The 21398-nt window shown below is 36.2% G+C and carries 19 protein-coding genes; 11 read left to right on the top strand and 8 right to left on the bottom strand.

Features of this window, described 5'->3' with window-relative positions:
* Nucleotides 1-104 precede the first annotated feature (104 nt).
* The 3 genes from ABN763_RS10865 to ABN763_RS10855 all read left to right on the top strand — a co-directional run bounded on the left by ABN763_RS10865 (nt 105) and on the right by ABN763_RS10855 (nt 2879).
* Nucleotides 105-443 carry a P-II family nitrogen regulator gene (locus tag ABN763_RS10865; RefSeq protein WP_410485489.1) on the top strand — a complete coding sequence of 113 codons (339 nt, stop codon included), beginning with the start codon at nt 105-107 and terminating at the stop codon, nt 441-443.
* Nucleotides 444-465: 22 nt separating this feature from the next.
* Nucleotides 466-1716, top strand: coding sequence for an ammonium transporter (locus tag ABN763_RS10860; RefSeq protein WP_410485488.1), 1251 nt, complete (start codon nt 466-468; stop codon nt 1714-1716).
* A 128-nt stretch (nt 1717-1844) separates the two neighbouring features.
* Nucleotides 1845-2879, top strand: coding sequence for an outer membrane beta-barrel protein (locus tag ABN763_RS10855; RefSeq protein WP_410485487.1), 1035 nt, complete (start codon nt 1845-1847; stop codon nt 2877-2879).
* Nucleotides 2880-2953: 74 nt separating this feature from the next.
* Here the strand turns inward: ABN763_RS10855 and ABN763_RS10850 are convergent, their stop codons facing one another.
* Complete coding sequence (locus ABN763_RS10850; RefSeq protein WP_410485486.1) at nt 2954-3616, bottom strand: DUF1684 domain-containing protein; 663 nt, start codon at nt 3614-3616, stop codon at nt 2954-2956.
* Nucleotides 3617-3850: 234 nt separating this feature from the next.
* Between ABN763_RS10850 and ABN763_RS10845 the strand changes: the two genes are divergently transcribed.
* Nucleotides 3851-5086, top strand: coding sequence for an MFS transporter (locus tag ABN763_RS10845; protein WP_410485485.1), 1236 nt, complete (start codon nt 3851-3853; stop codon nt 5084-5086).
* A 5-nt stretch (nt 5087-5091) separates the two neighbouring features.
* Entirely contained in the window at nt 5092-5841 is a 750-nt protein-coding gene (locus tag ABN763_RS10840) for a DJ-1/PfpI family protein (protein WP_410485484.1), read from the top strand.
* A gap of 1 nt (nt 5842) precedes the next feature.
* Here ABN763_RS10840 and ABN763_RS10835 read toward each other — a convergent pair whose 3' ends face one another.
* The 3 genes from ABN763_RS10835 to ABN763_RS10825 all read right to left on the bottom strand — a co-directional run bounded on the left by ABN763_RS10835 (nt 5843) and on the right by ABN763_RS10825 (nt 10208).
* A complete protein-coding gene (locus ABN763_RS10835; protein WP_410485483.1) occupies nt 5843-7240 on the bottom strand; it encodes a hypothetical protein in 1398 nt (465 codons plus the stop codon).
* Between the two features lie 208 nt (nt 7241-7448).
* Nucleotides 7449-8993, bottom strand: coding sequence for an alanine/glycine:cation symporter family protein (locus ABN763_RS10830; RefSeq protein ID WP_410485482.1), 1545 nt, complete (start codon nt 8991-8993; stop codon nt 7449-7451).
* A gap of 99 nt (nt 8994-9092) precedes the next feature.
* Nucleotides 9093-10208 carry a hypothetical protein gene (locus ABN763_RS10825; RefSeq protein WP_410485481.1) on the bottom strand — a complete coding sequence of 372 codons (1116 nt, stop codon included), beginning with the start codon at nt 10206-10208 and terminating at the stop codon, nt 9093-9095.
* Between the two features lie 124 nt (nt 10209-10332).
* Between ABN763_RS10825 and lgt the strand changes: the two genes are divergently transcribed.
* Together lgt and ABN763_RS10815 are read left to right on the top strand one after the other, a co-directional pair.
* Nucleotides 10333-11190 carry a prolipoprotein diacylglyceryl transferase gene (gene lgt, locus ABN763_RS10820; RefSeq protein ID WP_410485480.1) on the top strand — a complete coding sequence of 286 codons (858 nt, stop codon included), beginning with the start codon at nt 10333-10335 and terminating at the stop codon, nt 11188-11190.
* Entirely contained in the window at nt 11187-11669 is a 483-nt protein-coding gene (locus tag ABN763_RS10815) for a DUF192 domain-containing protein (protein ID WP_410485479.1), read from the top strand. The genes lgt and ABN763_RS10815 overlap by 4 nt, the downstream gene beginning before the upstream one ends.
* 7 nt (nt 11670-11676) lie before the next feature.
* Here ABN763_RS10815 and ABN763_RS10810 read toward each other — a convergent pair whose 3' ends face one another.
* Together ABN763_RS10810 and kdsA are read right to left on the bottom strand one after the other, a co-directional pair.
* Entirely contained in the window at nt 11677-12201 is a 525-nt protein-coding gene (locus tag ABN763_RS10810) for a CIA30 family protein (RefSeq protein ID WP_410485478.1), read from the bottom strand.
* A 1-nt stretch (nt 12202) separates the two neighbouring features.
* Complete coding sequence (gene kdsA, locus ABN763_RS10805) at nt 12203-13021, bottom strand: 3-deoxy-8-phosphooctulonate synthase (protein ID WP_410485477.1); 819 nt, start codon at nt 13019-13021, stop codon at nt 12203-12205.
* Between the two features lie 110 nt (nt 13022-13131).
* On the opposite strand from kdsA, the gene ABN763_RS10800 reads away from it, so the two are divergent.
* From ABN763_RS10800 to ABN763_RS10790, 3 genes are all read left to right on the top strand, one after another.
* A complete protein-coding gene (locus tag ABN763_RS10800; protein ID WP_410485476.1) occupies nt 13132-13677 on the top strand; it encodes a hypothetical protein in 546 nt (181 codons plus the stop codon).
* Nucleotides 13678-13764: 87 nt separating this feature from the next.
* The gene (gene typA / locus ABN763_RS10795) at nt 13765-15564 is read left to right on the top strand and encodes a translational GTPase TypA (RefSeq protein ID WP_410485475.1); all 1800 of its coding nucleotides are present in this window, start codon (nt 13765-13767) and stop codon (nt 15562-15564) included.
* Between the two features lie 175 nt (nt 15565-15739).
* Nucleotides 15740-17530, top strand: coding sequence for an MAC/perforin domain-containing protein (locus ABN763_RS10790; RefSeq protein WP_410485474.1), 1791 nt, complete (start codon nt 15740-15742; stop codon nt 17528-17530).
* 3 nt (nt 17531-17533) lie between these two features.
* Here ABN763_RS10790 and ppgK read toward each other — a convergent pair whose 3' ends face one another.
* Nucleotides 17534-18265: a polyphosphate--glucose phosphotransferase gene (gene ppgK / locus ABN763_RS10785; protein ID WP_410485473.1), complete on the bottom strand. Its 732-nt coding sequence runs from the start codon at nt 18263-18265 to the stop codon at nt 17534-17536.
* A gap of 126 nt (nt 18266-18391) precedes the next feature.
* Here ppgK and ABN763_RS10780 point away from each other — a divergent pair, with 126 nt between their 5' ends.
* Nucleotides 18392-19483: an amidohydrolase family protein gene (locus ABN763_RS10780; protein WP_410485472.1), complete on the top strand. Its 1092-nt coding sequence runs from the start codon at nt 18392-18394 to the stop codon at nt 19481-19483.
* 56 nt (nt 19484-19539) lie between these two features.
* Here ABN763_RS10780 and ABN763_RS10775 read toward each other — a convergent pair whose 3' ends face one another.
* Nucleotides 19540-21354, bottom strand: a complete 1815-nt coding sequence (locus ABN763_RS10775; protein ID WP_410485471.1) for a serine hydrolase — start codon at nt 21352-21354, stop codon at nt 19540-19542.
* Nucleotides 21355-21398 lie beyond the last annotated feature (44 nt).

Genomic DNA, 21398 nt, shown 5'->3' with positions numbered 1-21398 from the left:
TATAAAAATCATAAAAATATATGTCTAACCCCTATTTTTTTTGGGGCATGCATTCATTTAACATAGATTTGGCACCTAAATCATAAGATTAACCATATAGAACAATGAAAAAAATTGAAGCCATTATTCGCAAATCTCGCTTCGACGAAGTCAAAGAAGCACTGCACGAAGTAGAGGTCAACTTTTTTAGCTACTGGGACGTAACAGGAGTTGGAAACGAAAAAAGAGGTCACGTCTATCGAGGTGTTAGTTATAGCACTACTGATATTCAAAGAAGATACCTTTCAATCGTGGTATCTGATAGCTTTGAACAACGGACTATTGATGCCATTCTAAAATCAGCGTACACTGGCAATGTTGGTGATGGTAAGATTTTTGTCTCAGATATTAAAGAAGCTTACAGAATAAGAACTAAGGAGAACGGATCAGAATCTCTAAACTAATTGACAATCATTTAAAAAAGATATGGAAACGACAAGCAACATTTTGACGATTAATAATGTATGGATGATGATCTGTACAGCACTTGTATTTTTTATGCATCTGGGTTTTGCCTTTTTAGAAATTGGCCTTACCAGGCAAAAAAATACCATCAATATTTTATTTAAAAACGTATTTATTATATGTGTAGGTTTGCTATTATACTGCCTAGTTGGATTTAATTTAATGTACCCTTCAAGTTTTGTAGCTGGCTTTATACCCGATTATTTTTTCGACCTATTTGGGCTAAGTGCACCATTGACAGATGCGGGCTTAGATCTTACTTATAACGAAGGTTATACTTATTGGACAGACTTCCTATTTCAAGGAATGTTTGCAGCCACTGCAGCAACTATTGTATCAGGTGCGGTAGCTGAGCGTATTAAGCTACCAAGCTTTATGATCTTTACCGTATTATATGTTGGTATTATATATCCTATCGCTGGTTCTTGGAAATGGGGTGGTGGATTTTTAGATAAACTTGGCTTCTATGATTTTGCTGGTTCAACATTAGTACACTCTGTTGGAGGATGGGCTGCCTTAATTGCAGTATATTTACTGGGTGCCCGTATTGGTAAGTTCGATAGTGATGGCAAACCAAAAGCGATTCCAGGCCACAATATTCCTATAGCAGCTGCCGGTGTACTAATTCTTTGGCTAGGTTGGTTTGGTTTTAATGGTGGTTCCGTATTATCTGCGGACCCCGGGGCAACTTCGATCACCTTGGTAACAACTTGCTTAGCTGCGGCAGCAGGTGGTGTAGGGGCTTTTATTTTCAGTTCCATTTTGTATAAAAATTATGACCTTACCATGTTCCTTAATGGTATTTTAGGCGGACTTGTAGGTATCACCGCTGGTGCCGACCAAATGGCGCCAACCGATGCAATTCTCATCGGATTAATCGCCGGCGTTATTATTGTACTTGGTGTTGCACTTATCGACAAATTAAAGCTGGACGATCCTGTAGGAGCAATTGCAGTACACTTAATTTGTGGTATCTGGGGCACCTTAGCCGTTGGTATTTTTGGACAAATGGCTGGTTTTGACCAGTTCCTAGTTCAGCTAGCAGGTGTAGGTGTCTATGGGGCTTTCTGTTCAGTAAGCGCCGTACTCATATTACTTCCAATAAAGAAAACTATGGGACTTCGTGTTACTAAAGAAGAAGAGGTTCAGGGCTTGGATGTTAACGAGCATGGAATGGACTCGTACCCAGACTTTAGAATGAATCAACATTAATCAATTTAAACAACAGTAGAAGTAAAAAAAACCGGATGGTGTTGCAGCACCATCCGGCAACTAATCACTTCAAAAAACTATCAATTTACTCTTACCAGAGAGAATAATAAATAGCTAAAATTTAATTTATGAAAGCGATCATTAAAACAAATATCGTAAAAAATGTACTTGTATTAACCTGCTCACTATTTGCATTAACAATCGTTGCGCAGGAAGAAGAGGCTACAGAGAAAAAGCTTAAAATCAGCGGTAGCGTCGATGCTTATTTTCGTACCAATCTAAGCTCCACAGACCAGGAGATTGTAACCGGAGCCTCACAAGCACCACCAACATCATTTGCCAACGAAACCGGTTTTGCATTAGGTATGGCTAACTTAATTGCCAGCTACGATGGTGAAAAAACAGGTGTTGTAGCCGATCTTACTTTTGGACCACGTGGTAATCAAGCTACTGGTGGGTTTAACTTAAATCAGTTATACGCATATTGGAATGTTAGTGAAAAAACAACCTTATCTGCGGGACGTTTCAACACTTATTTAGGGTATGAAGTTATTGCGCCTGCTGCCAATTTCAACTATAGCACATCATACCTATTTTCTTACGGGCCATTCTCGCATGTAGGCTTAAAAGCTGATTTTGCACTTTCGGATGATTTTAGTTTAATGCTTGCAGCAATGAATATTACCGATGTAAACAATAATCTTACAGGCTCGTACTCTGCAGGAGCACAATTAGGTTATAAAGGTCAATATTTAAACTTTTACTATGATGACGGCACAGGTTTAGGTTTTGAAGTAGACTACACTGGTGGATTTGATGTTTCAGAAGATTTTTACCTAGGAATTAATGCAGCATACCAAGATAATGACGGAAGTGGTTTTTATGGTGCAGCATTATACCCTCAACTTAAAACATCAGAGAGTTTTGCCATCGGTTTAAGAGGTGAATACTTCGCACAGTTAGAAGATGGTGGTCCAGTATTTGGTTTTGATGATGCAACCGTATTTGCAGTTACACTTACAGGAAGCTATACCGTTGAAAATTTAATTATCAAGCCCGAACTTAGATTAGATAGCTTATCAGAAGAGGGATTTCTTGATGGAGATCTTGCACCAACTAAAAGTTTGTCGTCTTTTGGTGTAGCAGCAATCTACTCATTCTAAAAAGAGTATGAATCAATCATAATTTGGTTAATTATAGAGTTGTTAAACCACAAGCCCCTTTGGCTTGTGGTTTTTTAATGCTTATCATATGCCTTGACCCCAGCGGTAATTGCCACCTCCAAATGATTTTCAGCCGGTGGTATTGGGCACGAGTATTTCGCATTATAGACGCAATACGGATTATAGGCTTTATTAAAATTTATAATTATCCGGTCACCCTCGGGCATTTCGACATCCAAATAACGCCCACCGCCATATGAATCTGAACCGTTGGTCAAATCAGTAAATGGAATGAACAAATGGTCTGCGTACTCTGAGTCCTTTATCAAATCAATATTTTGAAAAACACTAAGTACTCTTTCTTCTCCTGCTAGTTTAAAGTAAGCTTCACCAAACTTGCGATATAAAGGTAATCGATCCGTAGTAGTTTTCATTCTAAAAGGAGTTGTATTGGGGGTTTCAATAAATGTTGCAACTGCATAAAAAGTGGTATCAATATCAAAAAACTGCAGTCCTTTAAAGTCTTTCCTGTCAGCTTCGGTCAGTGGTGATTCTTCGGAGTTGCCGTAAGTAAGATTCAAATCATCCTGAAAATCTTTCACCTCATTAATAATTTGATTTGCTGAAGGTCTTTTAAAAGCGTTTGCAGTCTTCTTTTCAACCTTTTTCTGCGCACAACTAGTTGTAATACTTGACAATAAAATACAAATGCAAAAAAGCTTAGAAATTAAATTCATTTTTAATTGATAATTAATGTGGTTTTAAATGTACAACATCTCAACTATTTGAGTAATTTTGTGTGACAATTTAGGAGAAAATGAAACACATTACGGTACATACTTATCAACTGATTTCTGTGAAAGCAGAAAAAAAATGCCGGTATGTCTTGTAATGTTCTCTAACAATACAATTATGAAAGCCCGGCTCAATGAGCCGGGCTTTTTTTTTATAATCAATCTAAAAACCAATCAATGTTTCGTTTATTCAGTAACTACATCAACACTTTTAAAGGGCTTTCACGTGAAGTCTGGTGGTTAGCCCTTATTACTTTGGTAAATCGTACCGGTGCAATGGTAATACCTTTTTTATCGCTTTACTTAACAGAAGACAAAGCATTTACAGTACCTCAGGTGGGATGGGTCATGAGTTGTTTTGGTTTAGGATCGTTTTTTGGTGCCTGGTTAGGCGGTAAACTTAGTGACAAAATAGGATACTATAAGGTAATTCTAGGATCACTATTTGCTACTGGGATTGCCTTTGTTCTTACCCAGTATGTCAGCACTTTTGTAGGAATGTGTATTGCATTTTTCTTGTTGATTACAGTTGCCGATGCCGCTAGACCTGCATTTTTTGTGGCATTAAGTGCCTATAGTAAACCTAAAAATAAAACACGTTCGCTTACTTTAATACGACTTGCTATTAACTTGGGTTTCTCTGCAGGTCCCGCTTTGGGTGGTCTGATCATAGCCTCTATAGGGTATTATGGTCTTTTTTGGGTAGATGGTTTTACATGCATCGTAGCTGGCTTGATAATGATACAAACACTTAATCCAAAAAAAGCAAAAATATCGGATGAAGAAAAAGTAGTGAAGAACCCGATTGCCCCTCAAAAGGATATGATCTACATATTATTCTTAGTTGCGTTTGCGCTATTCGGATTCATTTTTGTTCAATACTTTTCTGCTATGCCTTTATATTACAGACAAATTTTTGAACTATCAGAAAAAAGTATCGGATTACTTTTAGCGATGAACGGTTTGCTGATTGTGATATTGGAAATGCCTTTGATCGCATTTTTAGAAAAAACAGCACTTAGCAACTTGCAGCATGTAGTTGTTGGTCTGATTTTAACGGCAATAAGCTTTATCGTATTACCACTGTCTCCTTGGGTTGGTATATTAATAATAGGTATGCTCTTCATGACCGTCGGAGAAATGATTGGCTTACCAATGGGAAATGCGTTTGCTTTACAAAGATCTAAAAAGGGAAGACAAGGAGCATATATGGGGTTGTTCACCATGTCATTTTCCGTGGCACATGTTTTTGGACATAATGTAGGCATGCAGCTGATCAACAACTTCGGATTTAACAATACTTGGCTGATTATGACCGGAATCGGGGTTGTAGCTACTATACTTGTATTGTATGCAATGCGTAAATTAAAGTACGAGAAAACGACCGAAACTGTATCTTTAACAAAATTATAATGTCAATGAAAAAAGTACTGTCATCATTAATAGTTTTTGTGCTGCTATCTTGTTGTAGCGGTAAACAAGAAACCTCAGTAAATGCTAAGGAAATTACATCGATAGAAAAACAGCTTCCCGACATAAAAGAAGGACGTTATAATGTTGCCTTTCTTATCATGGATGGTGTTTATAATACAGAGCTAACAGCACCTTATGACATTTTTCAGCATACGCAGTATAGAAAAAACATAAAACAAATGAATGTTTTCACGGTTGCTAATACCGATGATGTCATTACCACTTTTGAGGGAATGCGACTATTACCCGATTTTAATTATGTAAAAGACACGATTCCGACTATCGATATTCTGGTTGTACCAAGCGCAGAACATCATTTAGATACCGATCTAGAGGACGAAGTAATGATCAATTTTGTAAAAAAAGTTGATAAGGAAGCGCAATTTATTACCAGTCACTGTGACGGTGCTTTTGTCCTTGCTCAAGCAGGTTTATTAGATAAAGTTGTTGCTACCACCTTCCCCAGTGATATTGATACTATGAGGGAGAAATTTCCAGATCTTGATATAAGAAAAGAAGTACTCTTTGTGCATGATGGTAAATACATTACCTCGGCCGGTGGTGCAAAAAGTTTTGAAGCGGCTTTATACTTATGTGAATATTTGTACGGCGCCGAAATTGCTAGGTCATTAGCAGGTGGACTTGTAATTGATTGGAAATTGGAAGAAGTTCCACACCTCGTAATAAAAGATTAGACTATTCCTTTTTATTCTCAGGCAATGGATATGTGTTTAAAATATCCCAAAACTCAGGTCGCCCTTTTAAGGTACTGATTCCCGGCAACAGTTGAAGAGTATCTTCATCGGTATAGCCATTTTGCAATAAAGCCTCCATACTTGATAATGCATTGTCAAGCTCACCTACTTTGGTATACAGTTTAATTAACTCAATATACGCTTTATGATAATCTGGTTTTATGTATATCATAAACTCATGAAGAAATAAGAGATTGTCAATAGATTCCTCAACATCATATAAGGGAACGCTTTCTGCACAAACATGAAACAATAATCCCTTTATTCGTTTTAACTTCTTTTTATAATGAATTGTTCCCTTCTTGTAAAAATTAAGTCGTTCAAGCTCTTCTTCCCAAAATGCGAAATTTTGAAAACTAGCGTTGGCAATATCCTCTTCCAACAACGCGCCAAAGTTATTTAATATGTTATTTTCATCATAGCTAGCACCGGTAACACCTCTTTTATATTTTTTGAAAGCTTTATTTTTTCTAATAGTGTCTAAAACAGGCCTTACACTATCTATTCTAAATAAACCTCTATAATTTTTATCTACTCTTGTAAATGCTTTTTCCCCTAAATACAGTTCATTATTGTTAACTAAGTCATTGGCATATTCATAGTGCTTTTTATACAATGTAGGAGTAACGATCTCGTGCTGAGGATGTTTTCCTGTAATTGCCCTTTTAACATAAATCCACTCCAACGCTTGTTGCAAATACCCCGCAGTTGGCCAGTAATGTCCCCCTTTGTAAACAATAAGATCATTAGCAATCTTCTTTCTTGTTAAAAATCGATGAATACTTTCCATACTTTTAAATGTAAAATCTTCATCACCAACTAATCCTATAACCGGCATATCTCTGTTTCGTAAATAGTTCATTTTAGAGACTACCTCATAATTAGTACCACACAAAATGAGTCCGGCAGCTGTATTAATGCGTGCGGCCATAGTTGTGGCAAATAATGCCCCGCCTGAAAAACCACTAAAATATAGTTCTTTTGATTGCGGGATGATACTAAAAACACTTTTATGGAGCTTTATAAACAATTCAATATTTTCATCGGTAAGTTTTGAGATTGGCGCGTTTAAAGCTACCACCGGCATATTAAAAGTATTAGCTGCAAGTTTAAAATTTCTAATTGCGAATGAAGCGTTGCCATAAGGGTCAAACACGAATAAGACAGGACCAGCTGAATTTTCATTGTATGAGCCTGGCAGATACATCGAGAAAGTGCTCTCAGTCCCTGCAATTGCGATAGAATCGTTAAGACTGCCTTTTTTTAATGTAATATCCTGAGATTGAAGTGTAGTTGAAAAAAAACATAAAAGCAGTAAAACATAAAAATATCGCATCATTTAAAACGAGATTATCGATTGTTCGTTGATAACATCAAAAAATATACCATAATATCACTAATTATTATTTAATGTATCATAAATAAAAATTGTCAAATCATGATAACACTGCCGAAATAAGAACCATTCATGCAATTCAAATAGTCACAAGTACCATCTAATTCGTCCAATTTCTTAAGTGCTTGTTTAGATACTTAAAGATACAAAATCATCCTAGCAACTTAATACCATGTAAATACTTTTTAAGTTCGTCTCCCACCTTTTTTCTAAGTAGAAATAAACCAATCATATTAGGCACTAGCATTGCAAATATCATCGCATCGGAAAAATCAGTTACTGCGGTTAAACTAGAAGCCGCCCCCACAATAACGAAAAGACAAAAAAGAGTTTTATAAATATATGCTGTTCGCTTTTTTCTCCCAAACAAAAAAGACCAGGCTTGATACCCATAATATGACCATGATATCATTGATGAAAATGCAAATAATATAACCGCAACAGATAGCAAATAGGGAAACCAAGAAATACCACTTTCTAATGCCTTTGATGTTAAAATAGCACCCTCTTCCCAAGAAACTTCACTACCAATTGTTATTTGTCCCGTTATAATTAGTGCTAAAGCCGTCATCGTACAAACCACAACGGTATCTATAAAAGGTTCTAGTAAAGCCACTAAGCCTTCACTGGCCGGATATTTTGTTTTAACTGCCGAATGAGCTATAGACGATGAGCCTATACCTGCTTCATTACTAAACGCGGCTCGTTTAAATCCTTGAACCATTACTCCAATAAAACCTCCCGCTGCGCTATCAGGTGAAAATGCTCCGTCAATTATAGATTGAATCGCCATAGGAATTTGCTTATAGTTAATAATTAATATTGTTAGAACTGCTAGTACGTATACAACAACCATTACCGGAACAATTTTATCAGTCACTTTGGCAATTTTTTTAATACCGCCAATAATTACAACTCCTACCAAAATAGCCATGATTAAACCAAATAGCCAACCTTTTCCATGAACAAAACTAGACTCAGCTCCGGTTACATATTCAAATAATTTGAAAGCTTGATTTATTTGAAACATATTTCCACCACCAAAAGACCCACCTATACACATAATGGCGAATAGCGCTGCCAATAACTTACCTAATTTTTTAAACCCTTTTTGATTGAGTCCATTTTTTAAATAATACATAGGACCACCAAAAACTGTCCCACTTTCATCAATCTCCCTGTACTTAACCCCGAGTGTGCATTCAACAAATTTTGAAGCCATCCCAAGCAACCCAACCATCACCATCCAAAAAGTTGCTCCTGCACCACCTATTGATAATGCAATGGCTACACCTGCTATATTACCTAAGCCAACGGTAGCCGAAAGGGCCGCTGTTAACGCTTGAAAGTGACTTACTTCACCTTCGTGCCCCTCAACCCTAATCGTGTCTACCGCATCGCCTTGTGATTGATGAATATTTGTTGATCCCTCAATAAACGCTTTTTCCAGATCATCATAATCCCCTTTTACAACTTTAACCGCCGTGAGAAACTGCCTAAAGTTTATGAATCGAAAGTAAGCGGTAAAATAACTGGCTCCTATAAGAAGTACCAAGAGCACCCATGGAATACCAACAGAATCAGTAATCGGAATTTGAGCAAAAATAGCATCATAAAACCATCCTGTGGCATTTTCAAAACGCTCATTTATAATATCATCAATAGATAGGTCGGGACTTTTTAATAATGGAATCATCAGAACTTATTTTAAATCCTGACGAATATGAAATCATTTTATTAAGATGAAAAGATTAAGCATAGGTGTTTTTTAGTACAATTATGCTTAAGTATATACTTAAGCATCTTCCTTGATAGTAGCGAAACGCGCGAGATTGTTTTGAACAGCAAATTTGATTAACTGTTCTTTACCATCTGCACCACTGACGTTTAAGATTTTCTTAATTTGATACACATGAGTTTGAAAACCGTCAACGCTAATATTCATAGCATCTGCGATATCTGTATATGACTTGTTCTTACCACAGATTGCTAAATTACCAAGCACTTCTTTTTGTCTATCTGACAGTTCTATCTTCTTTAATTTTTGAAGCATCTTTAGCTCCTTTTTTAGTTGAACCAATTGGTCGGCACCTTTGTCTTTTTCCTTAATTAACTGACTGTTAGTTTTCAACAGCTCGTCATTTTGTTTTATCAAGTCGTCAACTACAAATTGTTGCTGTTCTTTTTCTGATAAAAACTTCCAGCTATATAGCAAAATCGAAAACAAGATTATAAACAAGAATTTAAAAGAAATGGCAGTAATGCTTCCAAGTAACTTCCATGAGTCGAAAGAAAACCATCTAGTACTGATATCAATTGGAATAATTCTATGCGATACTGCTACCACAATTAGAATGAACAACACAAACGACGGTAAATACATAAAACGCATATCTCTATGCTTAAATGCTTTATTTAATTCCAAAAGCAACGAGAATGCAACTACAATAGAAATTGGAATATCAATTAGCCAAACAAGTCGATTTGAAATACTATTACTTGTTAAAGAGGTTACCACAAAAACAAATGCGATCATCACTAATACTGAGCAGTATAAAGCGATAAATTCCTTTTCATTAAAACGAGTTATCATTTTAACAATCATACTTCTTGGATGATGGTGTTCTATTGAAGGCAATGAGAGTATAATAAAAAGTGAATTTAGCAAAGACACTAATAATCCTAAATAAATGATAGTTTTATGAGCTTCTGGAAAACCCGCTATTAACAATATCTGTGTTATTAACGCCCCTAGACCCCAAATAAATATTGCAAGACCAAACCACTTAATCCCGTCAATGGATGCAGTATTACCAATACGATTCTTTTCTTTAAGATAAATACGTTGAACAACAATTGCTGTAACCAAGCAAACCAAAGCAATTACCGTATTCTCAATATCAAACAGCATGAAACAAATGTAATTATTTTAAGAAATTGATATATGAGAACTTTAAATTATGCTAAAAGTTTGTGTAAAATGTTTTTAAGGTTCAAATGCCTTTTGGTTATATTTACCGCTACATTATAAAAATATGACGACACTTCCCCTCTCCATTAAATGGAATCCTTCTGAAGGAATAGACCTCGGGTTTTATGAAATAAAGTATTATAGCCTAATGTGGGTTGTTGCATTCGCAGTTGGTTTTTATATTACTAAAAAGATTTTCAGTAAAGAAAAGCGTAGCCCAGATGAACTAGATTCTCTTTTCATCTACAGTATGATATCTATTATGGTTGGAGCACGTTTAGGACATGTCCTATTTTACCAAACTGAACTTCTATGGCAAAGCCCTTTTGAGGTGTTTTTACCTATTTCAAAACCAACAGGAGTTGGTATTTTCGAGTTTTCAAAATACAAGTTTTCGGGTTTTAGAGGCTTAGCTAGTCATGGCGCTACCATTGCAATGATCATCGGTATGTATTACTACAGTAAAAAAGTAATCAAAAAACCGTTATTGTGGGTTTTAGATCGTGTGGTGATTCCTTGTGCATTCGGTGCAGTAGCAATAAGACTAGGAAATTTCTTTAATTCTGAAATGATTGGTAAACCTACAGGATCTGATTGGGGTATTATTTTTGCAAAAATTGATAATGTAGTCCGTCATCCAGGGCAACTATATGAAGCCTTTGGGTATGTTTTTGTCTTCATCACACTCATGTATTTATATTGGAAACGTGAGGCAGGAGAAAAACTCGGTTTTCTTTTTGGCTTGTTCTTGATAATGTTAATGGGAGTGCGTTTTATTGTTGAGTACTTTAAAATTGAACAAGTTGATGGGCGTGAAGATTGGGTGCTAGGATTGAATACCGGACAATTACTAAGTATTCCATTTGTTTTGCTGGGCTTGTACTTTATGTGGAAAGGAAACCAAAAAAAGGCGGTTGCATGAAAAAGTTTCTCGCATGTATCATTCTCGCCACAGGATTCTTTTTAATCACCTGTGGGGATAAAAAATCAGAAAAAAAAGTAATCAAACAAGAAGTGTCTTTCACCAAAGAAGGTACGCTTTCAGTTTTTAAAAAAGATAGCCTGATTGCTTCTTTTGATATTGAAATAGCAGATAATGAGTACGAAACGCAAACTGGATTAATGTATCGCAAATCGATGCAAGATGATCGAGGAATGCTATTCATATTTCCTGACTCCCAGCAGCGCTATTTTTATATGAAGAATACTGAGTTTTCGATCGATATTATCTACATCAGTGAAGATAATGAAGTCGTAAGCATTCAAAAAAATGCTGAACCTTTTAATGAAGCATCTTTACCTTCTGAAGGACCTGCAAAATATGTGTTTGAAATTAATGCTGGACTTTCAGATAAATTAGGATTAACAAAAGGTGATCGAATCGTTTTCTCGAAAATTTAACTTTTATTTATTCTGCTGAAATGCTTGCAATCTCCAACATGAATTCTTGCTCTTTTTTATTCCCGATCAAAAAGGCCACCTCAACCAAAGCTGTACCGGAATAATTAGGCAAATCTAGTGTTCGACCTCTAAAAGCTGGATACATTGTATCGAATGGAATACTTATAGTTTGCCACTCCCCTGTTGTATTAAATACACCGATGTACGAAAAACGGTCTTCATAACTTGCCCGGGTTCGAAACTGATACTTTTTTCCATCTCCCCTAAGTGTGATAACAAACTTAGAATGTTGAGAAAGGTCTAACCTTTTAGTTTGATGCCGAACAGATGAGAATCCTCCATTATTTTCTAAAGAGACACTTCCATAAAAAACACCGTTGCCACCATCATTAATATTGAAGCTCCCAGTAGACCTACCTCCCATCACCACATCATCAACCACGCGCCAGTCGTTTACACTTTTGTTCTTGTTAAAATCATATATCACAACGGTGGGTATTGACATTAGCATTAAAAGTATCAGGGCCTTCATCTTACAAATTAGCAATCACTTTTCGTATAGCCGTAAGATTACGAAGTAAATTCTCTAAATGGTCTAAATGCAGCATGTTTGCCCCATCACTTTTTGCATTTGCTGGATCAAAATGGGTTTCCATAAATAAGCCATCAACTCCTGCTGCAATTCCAGCACGACTAATCGTTTCAATCATATCTGGTCTACCCCCTGTAACGCCACTTGTCTGGTTTGGTTGTTGAAGTGAATGTGTAACATCTAATACAGTTGGAGCAAACTGCCTCATAGTAGGTATTCCACGAAAATCGACGATCATATCTTGGTAGCCAAACATGGTTCCTCTATCGGTAATCCATGCTTTTTTATTTCCGGAATCATGTACCTTGCGAACAGCATGTTGCATACTTTCAGGACTCATAAACTGTCCTTTTTTTAGGTTAACCACTTTATCAGTTTTTGCCGCTGCCACAACAAGATCTGTTTGCCTTACTAAAAAAGCTGGTATTTGCAGGACATCAACGTAAGCTGCTGCTTTTGCCGCATCTTCTACCTCATGAATATCAGTTACCGTGGGTACATCAAAAGATTCGCTTACTTTTCGAAGAATTTTTAGCGCCTTTTCATCTCCAATTCCAGTAAAACTGTCGATACGACTTCTGTTTGCTTTTTTAAAACTACCTTTAAAAACGTAGGGGATTTTAAGATCATTAGTTATCTCGAGTACCTTCTCGGCAATACGCATTGCCATGTCTTCACCTTCTATAGCGCAAGGGCCTGCTAGCAAAAAAAAGTTATCAGATGTAGTATGTTTTAACTTAGGGATATTGGCTAGATTCATTTCTTAATAATTATTCGGCAAAGATACATTATTAGCGCACATAAGACTTTTGAATTTTTATGGCATAAAGCTTGATGATTTAGGTTTTTTTAAACTAAAAAACTTCGTAAATGAAAAACCTTATTGTAATGACTGCAATCCTCACAACGCAGTTTATCTTCAGCCAAGACGCATGGAATCTTGAAAAAAGTCAATTTAAAATAAATATACTGACACCAGGTGTTGAATGGGAAAAAAGTATTGGACTTAACAGTACGATTGATTTCCAATTAGGAACCGGTTACTTTTTTAGAAAACAAGGGGATAATAAGCTGGAAGCAGGCGTATTTCCCTTTTTAGACACACAGTATAGATATTATTATAACTTTAAAAGACGAAGTAGTCTTGGTAAGCGTATCGATAGAAACTCTGCCAATTACTTTGCCTTTAGTGCTTTGGTTCAAAGCGGGAAATCGATCATCGGTAACATTGATTTTAATGAAAACTATGGGGCTTTCGTCGGACCGCTATGGGGAATGCAACGTACCTATGGTGGTGGATTTAACCTAAATTTACATCTTGGTTTAGGCTATGCATGGAGTGATCTTGATAACGGAGATATAGTTCCAAACATAGGCTTTACCCTTGGATGGGTTTTAGGTGGAAGTAAAAACTAACAAAATAAAATACTTTAAAATTAAAGTTTTATACCAGTAGTTATTAACGTATTAACCGTACCTTTGCGCGCTTAAAAACGGATTCATATGGCCCAGATGAGGAATATTGCGATCATTGCACACGTTGACCACGGTAAAACCACCTTGGTAGACAAGATTATGTATCACTGTCAGTTATTTCGTGAAAACGAAAATACTGGTGACTTGATCTTAGACAATAATGATCTTGAACGCGAACGTGGAATTACCATTACATCCAAAAATGTTTCGGTAACTTATAAAGGAACTAAAATTAACATCATCGACACTCCTGGTCACGCCGATTTTGGGGGCGAAGTAGAGCGCGTTTTGAATATGGCAGATGGTGTCTTATTATTAGTAGATGCCTTTGAAGGACCTATGCCGCAAACTCGTTTTGTACTTCAAAAAGCCATTGACTTAGGATTAAAACCCTGTGTAGTAGTCAACAAGGTAGATAAGGAAAACTGTACTCCTGAAGAAGTACATGAAAAGGTGTTCGATTTGATGTTCGAGCTGGGTGCTGAAGAGTGGCAGCTAGATTTTCCGACGGTTTACGGGTCAGCTAAAAATAACTGGATGTCAGAAGACTGGCAACAACAAACAGAAAATATTGAGCCATTGCTAGATATGGTAATCGAGCATATACCAGAACCGAAAGTTGAGCAAGGTACTGCTCAAATGCTTATTACCTCCTTAGATTTTTCTTCGTTTACGGGTCGTATTGCTATTGGTCGTTTGCAACGTGGCATCTTGACTGAAGGCGCACCTGTGTCATTAGTAAAAAGGGATGGTTCTATCGTAAAAAGTAGAATCAAAGAATTACATACGTTTGAAGGTTTAGGCAGAAAGAAAGTAGATAAAGTTGAAGCAGGTGACATCTGCGCCCTTGTTGGGTTAGAAAATTTCGAAATTGGTGATACTGTTGCTGATTTTGAAAATCCGGAAGGATTGAAAACAATAGCTATTGATGAACCCACCATGAGTATGTTATTTACCATTAATGACTCTCCCTTTTTTGGTAAAGATGGCAAGTTTGTTACTTCACGTCATATTAAAGAGCGTTTAACAAAAGAGCTAGAAAAAAACTTAGCACTTCGTGTTGAAGAAACCAATAGTGCCGATAAATTTATGGTATTTGGTCGTGGTGTATTGCATTTATCTGTTTTAATTGAAACCATGCGCCGTGAAGGATATGAGTTACAAATTGGTCAGCCGCAAGTAATTATCAAAGAAATTGATGGTGTAAAATGCGAACCCATTGAAGAATTAACGATCGACTTACCAGAGCATGTTTCGGGTAAGGCGGTAGAAATGGTTTCTATTCGTAAAGGTGAAATGCTAAGTATGGAAGCTAAAGGCGAACGTATGATTTGTGAGTTTTTAATTCCCTCAAGAGGGATTATAGGTTTGCGTAATCAATTGCTGACTGCAACCGCTGGTGAGGCGATCATGGCACACCGTTTTAAAGAGTATGCACCAGTTAAAGGAGAAATTCCTGGACGCATAAATGGTTCGTTAGTATCGATGGAAAATGGAACTGCTATCCCGTATTCTATTGACAAACTACAAGAGCGTGGTAAATTCTTTATCGATCCAGGCGAAGCCATTTATGAAGGACAAGTTATTGGTGAAAATAGCCGAGGTGATGATATGACTGTCAATGTTACTAAAACCAAAAAACTTAGTAATGTACGAAGTTCTGGTGCCGATGATAAGGCCAAAATTGTTCCAGCTATTAAATTTTCATTAGAAGAAGCGCTAGAATACATTCAAAAAGATGAATTAGTGGAGGTAACACCGAACCACTTAAGGCTAAGAAAGGTATTATTAAAAGAAGTAGATAGAAAGCGGAATAAATCGCTATAAAGTATTCATTAACGGTTGACTATTTTAAGTCAACCGTTTTTGTTTATTGCAATTGTTAAGCTTTTTTTTAGCTATTTGTGAAACGCTCTACTTTTTCAGCAGCGGTTTAACTTTCTAATGATTGCACATTGTTTCGTCGTTTTCTATCTTTCCGTTATTAAAATCAGTCAAAAACATGCCCCATAGTGCCACGGTGCGAATTCTAGTAGTCTTATTGGTTATTTTATTCAGTTCATGTACTGATAAAGACCGATTTATTTTAATTCAAAATCCACTACCTGATACTGAAATTTCTATTCTAAAAGAAAGTATTGATTCAGAAAAACCTTTCGAAGCAATATTGAAGAGAAACGACAGTATTTACTTATATGACTTTAATAAGGGTGATAAGTTGTATTTTAAACCATTAGAACAACCAGATTACGAAATATTACCTTATCAAGCTGATAGTACTGATCAGCAGCGCATTGTACTTCAAATTACCAGAAAAACGATTGCTGAGCTTCAAAACCGCTACAAGCAATTACCGCAATATGACAAAATTCTTTATGGGGTTAACATCTTAAAATCAGACCCTGTATTTGAAAACAGCGGTCTTACAAAAAAGATCTTCTCGCCATTAACCAGCACTAGCAGAAATTGGCAGTTATTGGAAGAAAGCTATTTATTTGAAGATTACCTCCAAGTAATCCCAAATCAAAATCCAATTGGGGGTGGCTTTCATCAATTGGTTAATTCAAACCGTAAACTTCAACAGCTCATTAGGGGTCATTATCTGGTTGACACGCCTTTCGATACCATTATCAGTACAGAAAGTAACATTTTTGAAGTTTTTGAAAACGATTCTTTAAACCAAGCCAGGCTGTATAGCTGGCATGAAATAAACGAAGAACATTTTACCCTTCAACTTGATCCCGCGGGTAGTACATTGAATAGTGAATTTGTTGAAGCGGTAAAACAATTACCAGTGCTAAGGATCATTCCCGATTCATTGCGCTACGATTCACTTCCAAAAGAACTTGAGCCTTATAAAATGTTTTTTGAAGAATGGGGAACTCATTATACTCATCGCATAATTTACGGACCAATTTCTTTAGAACTTTCAGCATTAAAAAGTGGTGATGTACTTGAAATTGCTAGTAATAATCTCAATTTAAAAAATATACTTCGCTCAAAAGAAAAGCAAGATTCAACTTCCTTCAATTCTTTTACAGATTCAATTTTAAAGGAAAATGAACAAATTCGACTCATTAAAAAAATTAGTTCGTCATCAATTTCAGATCCCAATTTACACCCGTTAAAACAGGAATTGCTTCCAATTGACCAATTATTAACACCGCCCTTTTTTCAAGATTCAAAAGAAAATCAGATAAGAAGAAAACTACTGCAACGAATTAGTCGGCTGATTCAACCTAAAAAGGTTGAATCAGAACCACTCTCAGTGCTACGATTTAAACTTAACTGTTTTGGTATATTTCTGGATAAATCTAATGATACTGCTAGACCCAAAAACACTATTAGCCAAGCCAATTTGATCATGGATATTAAAAAACCGGAGGGTCTGGAAGATTCTATTTGGTCAAAAGCAATTCGCTACTATCCTGAAAAAAGTGCTGTTTGGAACCTCTTAGAAGATGAAGAAAAAGTTCAATTACCTTTAAAACAGGATTGGAATCGAGATTTTGATATTCGTGAGTTAATGGTATTTATAGATCTTAATCAAATTCCTATCGCGTTCAGAGAAGATATCAATTTTTATTTCAAAGGGGAATTTACAGAAAAGGATGGTACAGGAAGTCGATACGATGACACTATTTTTGGCGAAAGTATTGTACCATTAAGTGAAATGATGCAACGTAACGGAGGTGCTGTTAGTCTTTGGTGCTATGATTTAAACAAAGAACGGGAACTTAGCGACCTTAACATTAATATTAGCTTTGATGTAGAGGTATTACCCTTATACTAGTTGTTACTTACATAACATAGCGGCACCAACAATACCTGCGTTATTAAGCATTTCCGCTGGTACTATCTTTGTCTTAACCGTAATATTTTCTTTAAACTGATCCATTTTCTTACTCGAACCCCCTCCAAGAATTATTAGGTTGGGCATGAACATTTTTTCAATAATTTTTAAAAATTTATTCAAGCGTTTTGACCAATCTTTTAAAGAAAGCTTGTCCCTTTTTCTGGCAGAATCAGCTGCATAATGTTCAACTTTTTTATAATCTTTATAAGGGAAAGTACCTAACTCAAAATTCGGAATTAATTGACCATTATAAAAAGCTCCTGAACCCAATCCAGTTCCCGCAGTAATCATAAGCACCAATCCTTTCTGACCTTTTCCTGCGCCAAAATTCATTTCTGCTAAGCCAGCTACATCTGCATCGTTAGCAACAATACAATCAACTCCTGTATATTGCTTAAAAAGCTCAACTACGTTGGTATCAATCCATGATTTATGAATGTTACCTGCAGATTTAGCAACACCGTTTAAGATTACAGCAGGGAAACCCACACCTACTTTACCCGTCCACTGAAAATGCTCAAGCATTTCTTTAATTTCTTGGGCAACATCATCAGGTTTTGCTCCTTTTGGTGTTGGTATTCGGTGTCTTTCTGTAACTAATTGGCCAGTTTCTGTATTTACAATGGCTCCCTTTATTCCAGATCCACCTACGTCAATACCCAATACTTCCATTTCCTATGCTTGAGATTAAAGGCTCCAAATTTCACATTAATTATTATAAATGCCAAATATCTTTTTTGAAACAACTTTTTCATTTTATTAAGAATGAGATAAGTCCTAAAAAAGTAATTTTAAATCATGAAAAAATTACTCTTGATTGCAGGAAGTCTTTTGTTAAGTCTGCCAATGTTTTCTCAACGAATGGATTTTGAAGATTACGATCCACCCTCTACCCTAAAAACTCCTGAGACGATTATTAAAAAAGCTAAATTTCCATTTATTGATGTTCATAATCATCAATGGCGAATGCCGGAACAAAACTTAGCTGCCTTAACTGCAGAAATGGATGCACTTAATATGGCCGTAATGGTTAATTTATCAGGACGCGGACGCGGTGACGATGCGCATTTTAACGGTGTTATGAAAAATGTAAAAGAAAACGCACCTAAGCGATTCATCATATTCACCAACATATCTTTAAATGGCATCGATGAAGAAGGATGGACACAAAAAACAGTTGCGCAATTAGAAAGCGATGTCAACTCCGGTGCGAATGGACTCAAGATTTACAAGAGCCAAACGATGGATAATAAGGATAGTAAGGGAAATAGAATAAAAATTAATGACTCCCGTATTGCCCCTGTATTCGAAAAATGTGGTGAGCTAGGCATTCCTGTTTTAATTCACTCTGCAGATCCAAAACCTTTTTGGGATGCGCATGATAACCAAAATGAACGCTGGTTGGAACTAAAATTACGATCAAGAAGAAAAAGAGACGCAAAAGTAACTGGGTCTTGGGAAACTATTATTGCAGAACAGCACGATATTTTTAGAAAACATAAAAACACCACATTTATTAATGCTCATTTAGGATGGCTTGGGAATGATCTAACAACTTTAGGAAAACTAATGGACGAAATGCCCAATATGTATACCGAAATAGGAGCTGTGATTGCTGAGCTTGGACGGCAACCTAGAAATGCGAAGAAATTTCTTACTAAATATCAGGACAGGGTTATGTTTGGCAAAGATTATTGGAAACCAGAAGAGTATTATACCTATTTCAGAGTACTAGAATCAAATGATGAATACTTTCCGTATTACAAACGATATCATGCTTTCTGGAAAATGTATGGTCTGAACCTAACGGATACCGTATTAAAAAAGATTTATTACAAGAATGCATTAAGGGTTATTCCAAATATCGACAAAAGTCTTTTCCCAAATTAAAATGCCAGTTTAAATGTCCTAAATAACACACTTAAACTGGCATTTAGAATAAAAATTTATTCTTTTCTATGAGCCTTAAAGTTCCCATTGGGTTGCTTGAAGGTAGCGGTATCAAATTTTCCATTCTTCACTACATCAAAAGCCACTTTATAACCGTCAAGGATCTTTAATGCAAAGACGTTATTACCGGTGTAGATTAACTCATATTCAGGTTGTCCTTTAATAAAAGCGTATAAGGTCTCACTATCTTTGGTATAAAACTTCACGGTTTGCCCAAAAAGATCATATTCACCGACATACGCTTGAACCTCATCTTGAGTAAGTGCTACGGAAGTCGGTTTTCTAGAAAAGGTAATTGGATCAATTGTAGGTTCTAGTGCACCTTCTAAACCGCTAATCTCACCATCAGCGCCTGTTTTAAAGCTAATGGTTAAGCCAACTACCTCTTGGTCCTCATCAATGTCGATACTGCCATCTTTAGACATTCTATGCGGAACAAAAATGTCATAGTGGTAATGCTCTAACCAAAATTTTAACGTTGGAAATTCCGCAAACAACGAGTCATTTTTTACGCTCACTTCGAAAGTACCATAACCCGGGTTATTATACTTACCTGTATATGCAACTAATGCATGTGATGTTTTTGTCCCCTCAACTTTATTAGATGATGTATCATCTGCGGCTTCCTCTCCATCTTCCTTTCCTTTATTAAGTTGGTCCTTCAGCTTTTTGCTCCAGTCTTCTTTTCTAACTTTTAACATTCTGTCCGCAATGGTGTTTCTTACTATACTTGGTACAGATGAGCCATTTTGGTTGGTAAGTACAATAATTCCTAGATCATCAGTTGGAAAGAAGCTTACACTTGCAGAAAAACCATCAATATTACCTCCATGCTCTACTCTATAATGGCCTTTGTACGATGCCAAAAACCAGCCATAGCCGTAGTTTGCAAAAAACATATCTGGAGATTCTTTTCTTGGCAAACCGGCACTTACCACCGCATGCGAACTCATTGCCTCATCAATATAGCCTTCCGGCAGTATCTGTTTTTCTCCATTTTTACCCTTATTTAACCACAACATAGCCCATTTTGCCATGTCGTTAACACTACTACCAATACTTCCAGCAGGCCCCATACCGGATATATCATAATAATCCATTTTAACGATCTCATCATCTTTCACTTCATATCCAAACGCTGCATTATTATCAGTTTTTAATCCACTAATATTGGTATTAGAGCGCGACATTCCTAATGGTTCGAAAATGCGTTCTTTAATATTTTCTTCCCAGCTTTTTCCTGTAATTTTTTCGGTAATTACACCTTGAATTAAAAAACCATAGTTATTATAGTACCATCGCTCACGAACTCCTGCAAATGGCTCTTGGTGTTCTATTCGTTGTAATAAACTATCCTTATCGTCAGTATTAAACATATACCAAGCAAAATCATGCCTAGGCAAGCCCGAACGATGGCTCATAAAATCTTTTACTGTTGCTTCAGTATTAAGCTGATCGTTTTGAAATGCTAAATACGGAATATATTTACGGGGACTTTCATTAAAATCTACTGAGCCTTCTTCTCTTAACATTCCTAATAAAGAAGAAGTAAATGCTTTTGTACTCGAGCCAATCTCAAATAAGGTATTAGCATCAACAGGTTTTTTGTTTTCATAATCACGATACCCAAAACCTTTGGCATAAAGTACTCTATCTTTTTTAACGACTGCTACTGCAAAACCTGCAGCATTCCAATCGGTTAAAACTTGATTAAGCTGCTTGTCTAGACCAGCTAGCCTTTTATCTGTTTTTTGTGCCGAAAGAACACTTACCAAAAATAGAGCGGCTACTAATACGATACTTTTTTTCATGTTGAGAGGTTGATTGATTTTGAATGTTAGACTGCGTTGTATTA

Origin of the sequence: Spongiivirga sp. MCCC 1A20706 (assembly GCF_046524175.1) — a bacterium.
GTDB lineage: Bacteria > Bacteroidota > Bacteroidia > Flavobacteriales > Flavobacteriaceae > Spongiivirga.
Note: the sequence above shows the minus strand (reverse complement) of the source record. Positions and strands in the feature narration are given on the sequence as shown.

What these genes read in the sequence shown, in the direction of transcription:
- ABN763_RS10860 (WP_410485488.1), top strand. Translation starts at nt 466, where the DNA reads ATGGAAACGACAAGCAACATTTTGACGATTAATAATGTATGGATGATG.
- ABN763_RS10780 (WP_410485472.1), top strand. Translation starts at nt 18,392, where the DNA reads ATGAAAAAATTACTCTTGATTGCAGGAAGTCTTTTGTTAAGTCTGCCA.
- ABN763_RS10815 (WP_410485479.1), top strand. Translation starts at nt 11,187, where the DNA reads ATGAAAAAGTTTCTCGCATGTATCATTCTCGCCACAGGATTCTTTTTA.
- ABN763_RS10830 (WP_410485482.1), bottom strand. Translation starts at nt 8,993, where the DNA reads ATGATTCCATTATTAAAAAGTCCCGACCTATCTATTGATGATATTATA.
- ABN763_RS10790 (WP_410485474.1), top strand. Translation starts at nt 15,740, where the DNA reads ATGCCCCATAGTGCCACGGTGCGAATTCTAGTAGTCTTATTGGTTATT.
- ABN763_RS10800 (WP_410485476.1), top strand. Translation starts at nt 13,132, where the DNA reads ATGAAAAACCTTATTGTAATGACTGCAATCCTCACAACGCAGTTTATC.
- ABN763_RS10810 (WP_410485478.1), bottom strand. Translation starts at nt 12,201, where the DNA reads ATGAAGGCCCTGATACTTTTAATGCTAATGTCAATACCCACCGTTGTG.
- ABN763_RS10845 (WP_410485485.1), top strand. Translation starts at nt 3,851, where the DNA reads ATGTTTCGTTTATTCAGTAACTACATCAACACTTTTAAAGGGCTTTCA.
- ppgK (WP_410485473.1), bottom strand. Translation starts at nt 18,265, where the DNA reads ATGGAAGTATTGGGTATTGACGTAGGTGGATCTGGAATAAAGGGAGCC.
- ABN763_RS10835 (WP_410485483.1), bottom strand. Translation starts at nt 7,240, where the DNA reads ATGATGCGATATTTTTATGTTTTACTGCTTTTATGTTTTTTTTCAACT.
- ABN763_RS10840 (WP_410485484.1), top strand. Translation starts at nt 5,092, where the DNA reads ATGAAAAAAGTACTGTCATCATTAATAGTTTTTGTGCTGCTATCTTGT.
- ABN763_RS10775 (WP_410485471.1), bottom strand. Translation starts at nt 21,354, where the DNA reads ATGAAAAAAAGTATCGTATTAGTAGCCGCTCTATTTTTGGTAAGTGTT.
- ABN763_RS10825 (WP_410485481.1), bottom strand. Translation starts at nt 10,208, where the DNA reads ATGCTGTTTGATATTGAGAATACGGTAATTGCTTTGGTTTGCTTGGTT.
- lgt (WP_410485480.1), top strand. Translation starts at nt 10,333, where the DNA reads ATGACGACACTTCCCCTCTCCATTAAATGGAATCCTTCTGAAGGAATA.
- kdsA (WP_410485477.1), bottom strand. Translation starts at nt 13,021, where the DNA reads ATGAATCTAGCCAATATCCCTAAGTTAAAACATACTACATCTGATAAC.
- ABN763_RS10855 (WP_410485487.1), top strand. Translation starts at nt 1,845, where the DNA reads ATGAAAGCGATCATTAAAACAAATATCGTAAAAAATGTACTTGTATTA.
- typA (WP_410485475.1), top strand. Translation starts at nt 13,765, where the DNA reads ATGGCCCAGATGAGGAATATTGCGATCATTGCACACGTTGACCACGGT.
- ABN763_RS10850 (WP_410485486.1), bottom strand. Translation starts at nt 3,616, where the DNA reads ATGAATTTAATTTCTAAGCTTTTTTGCATTTGTATTTTATTGTCAAGT.
- ABN763_RS10865 (WP_410485489.1), top strand. Translation starts at nt 105, where the DNA reads ATGAAAAAAATTGAAGCCATTATTCGCAAATCTCGCTTCGACGAAGTC.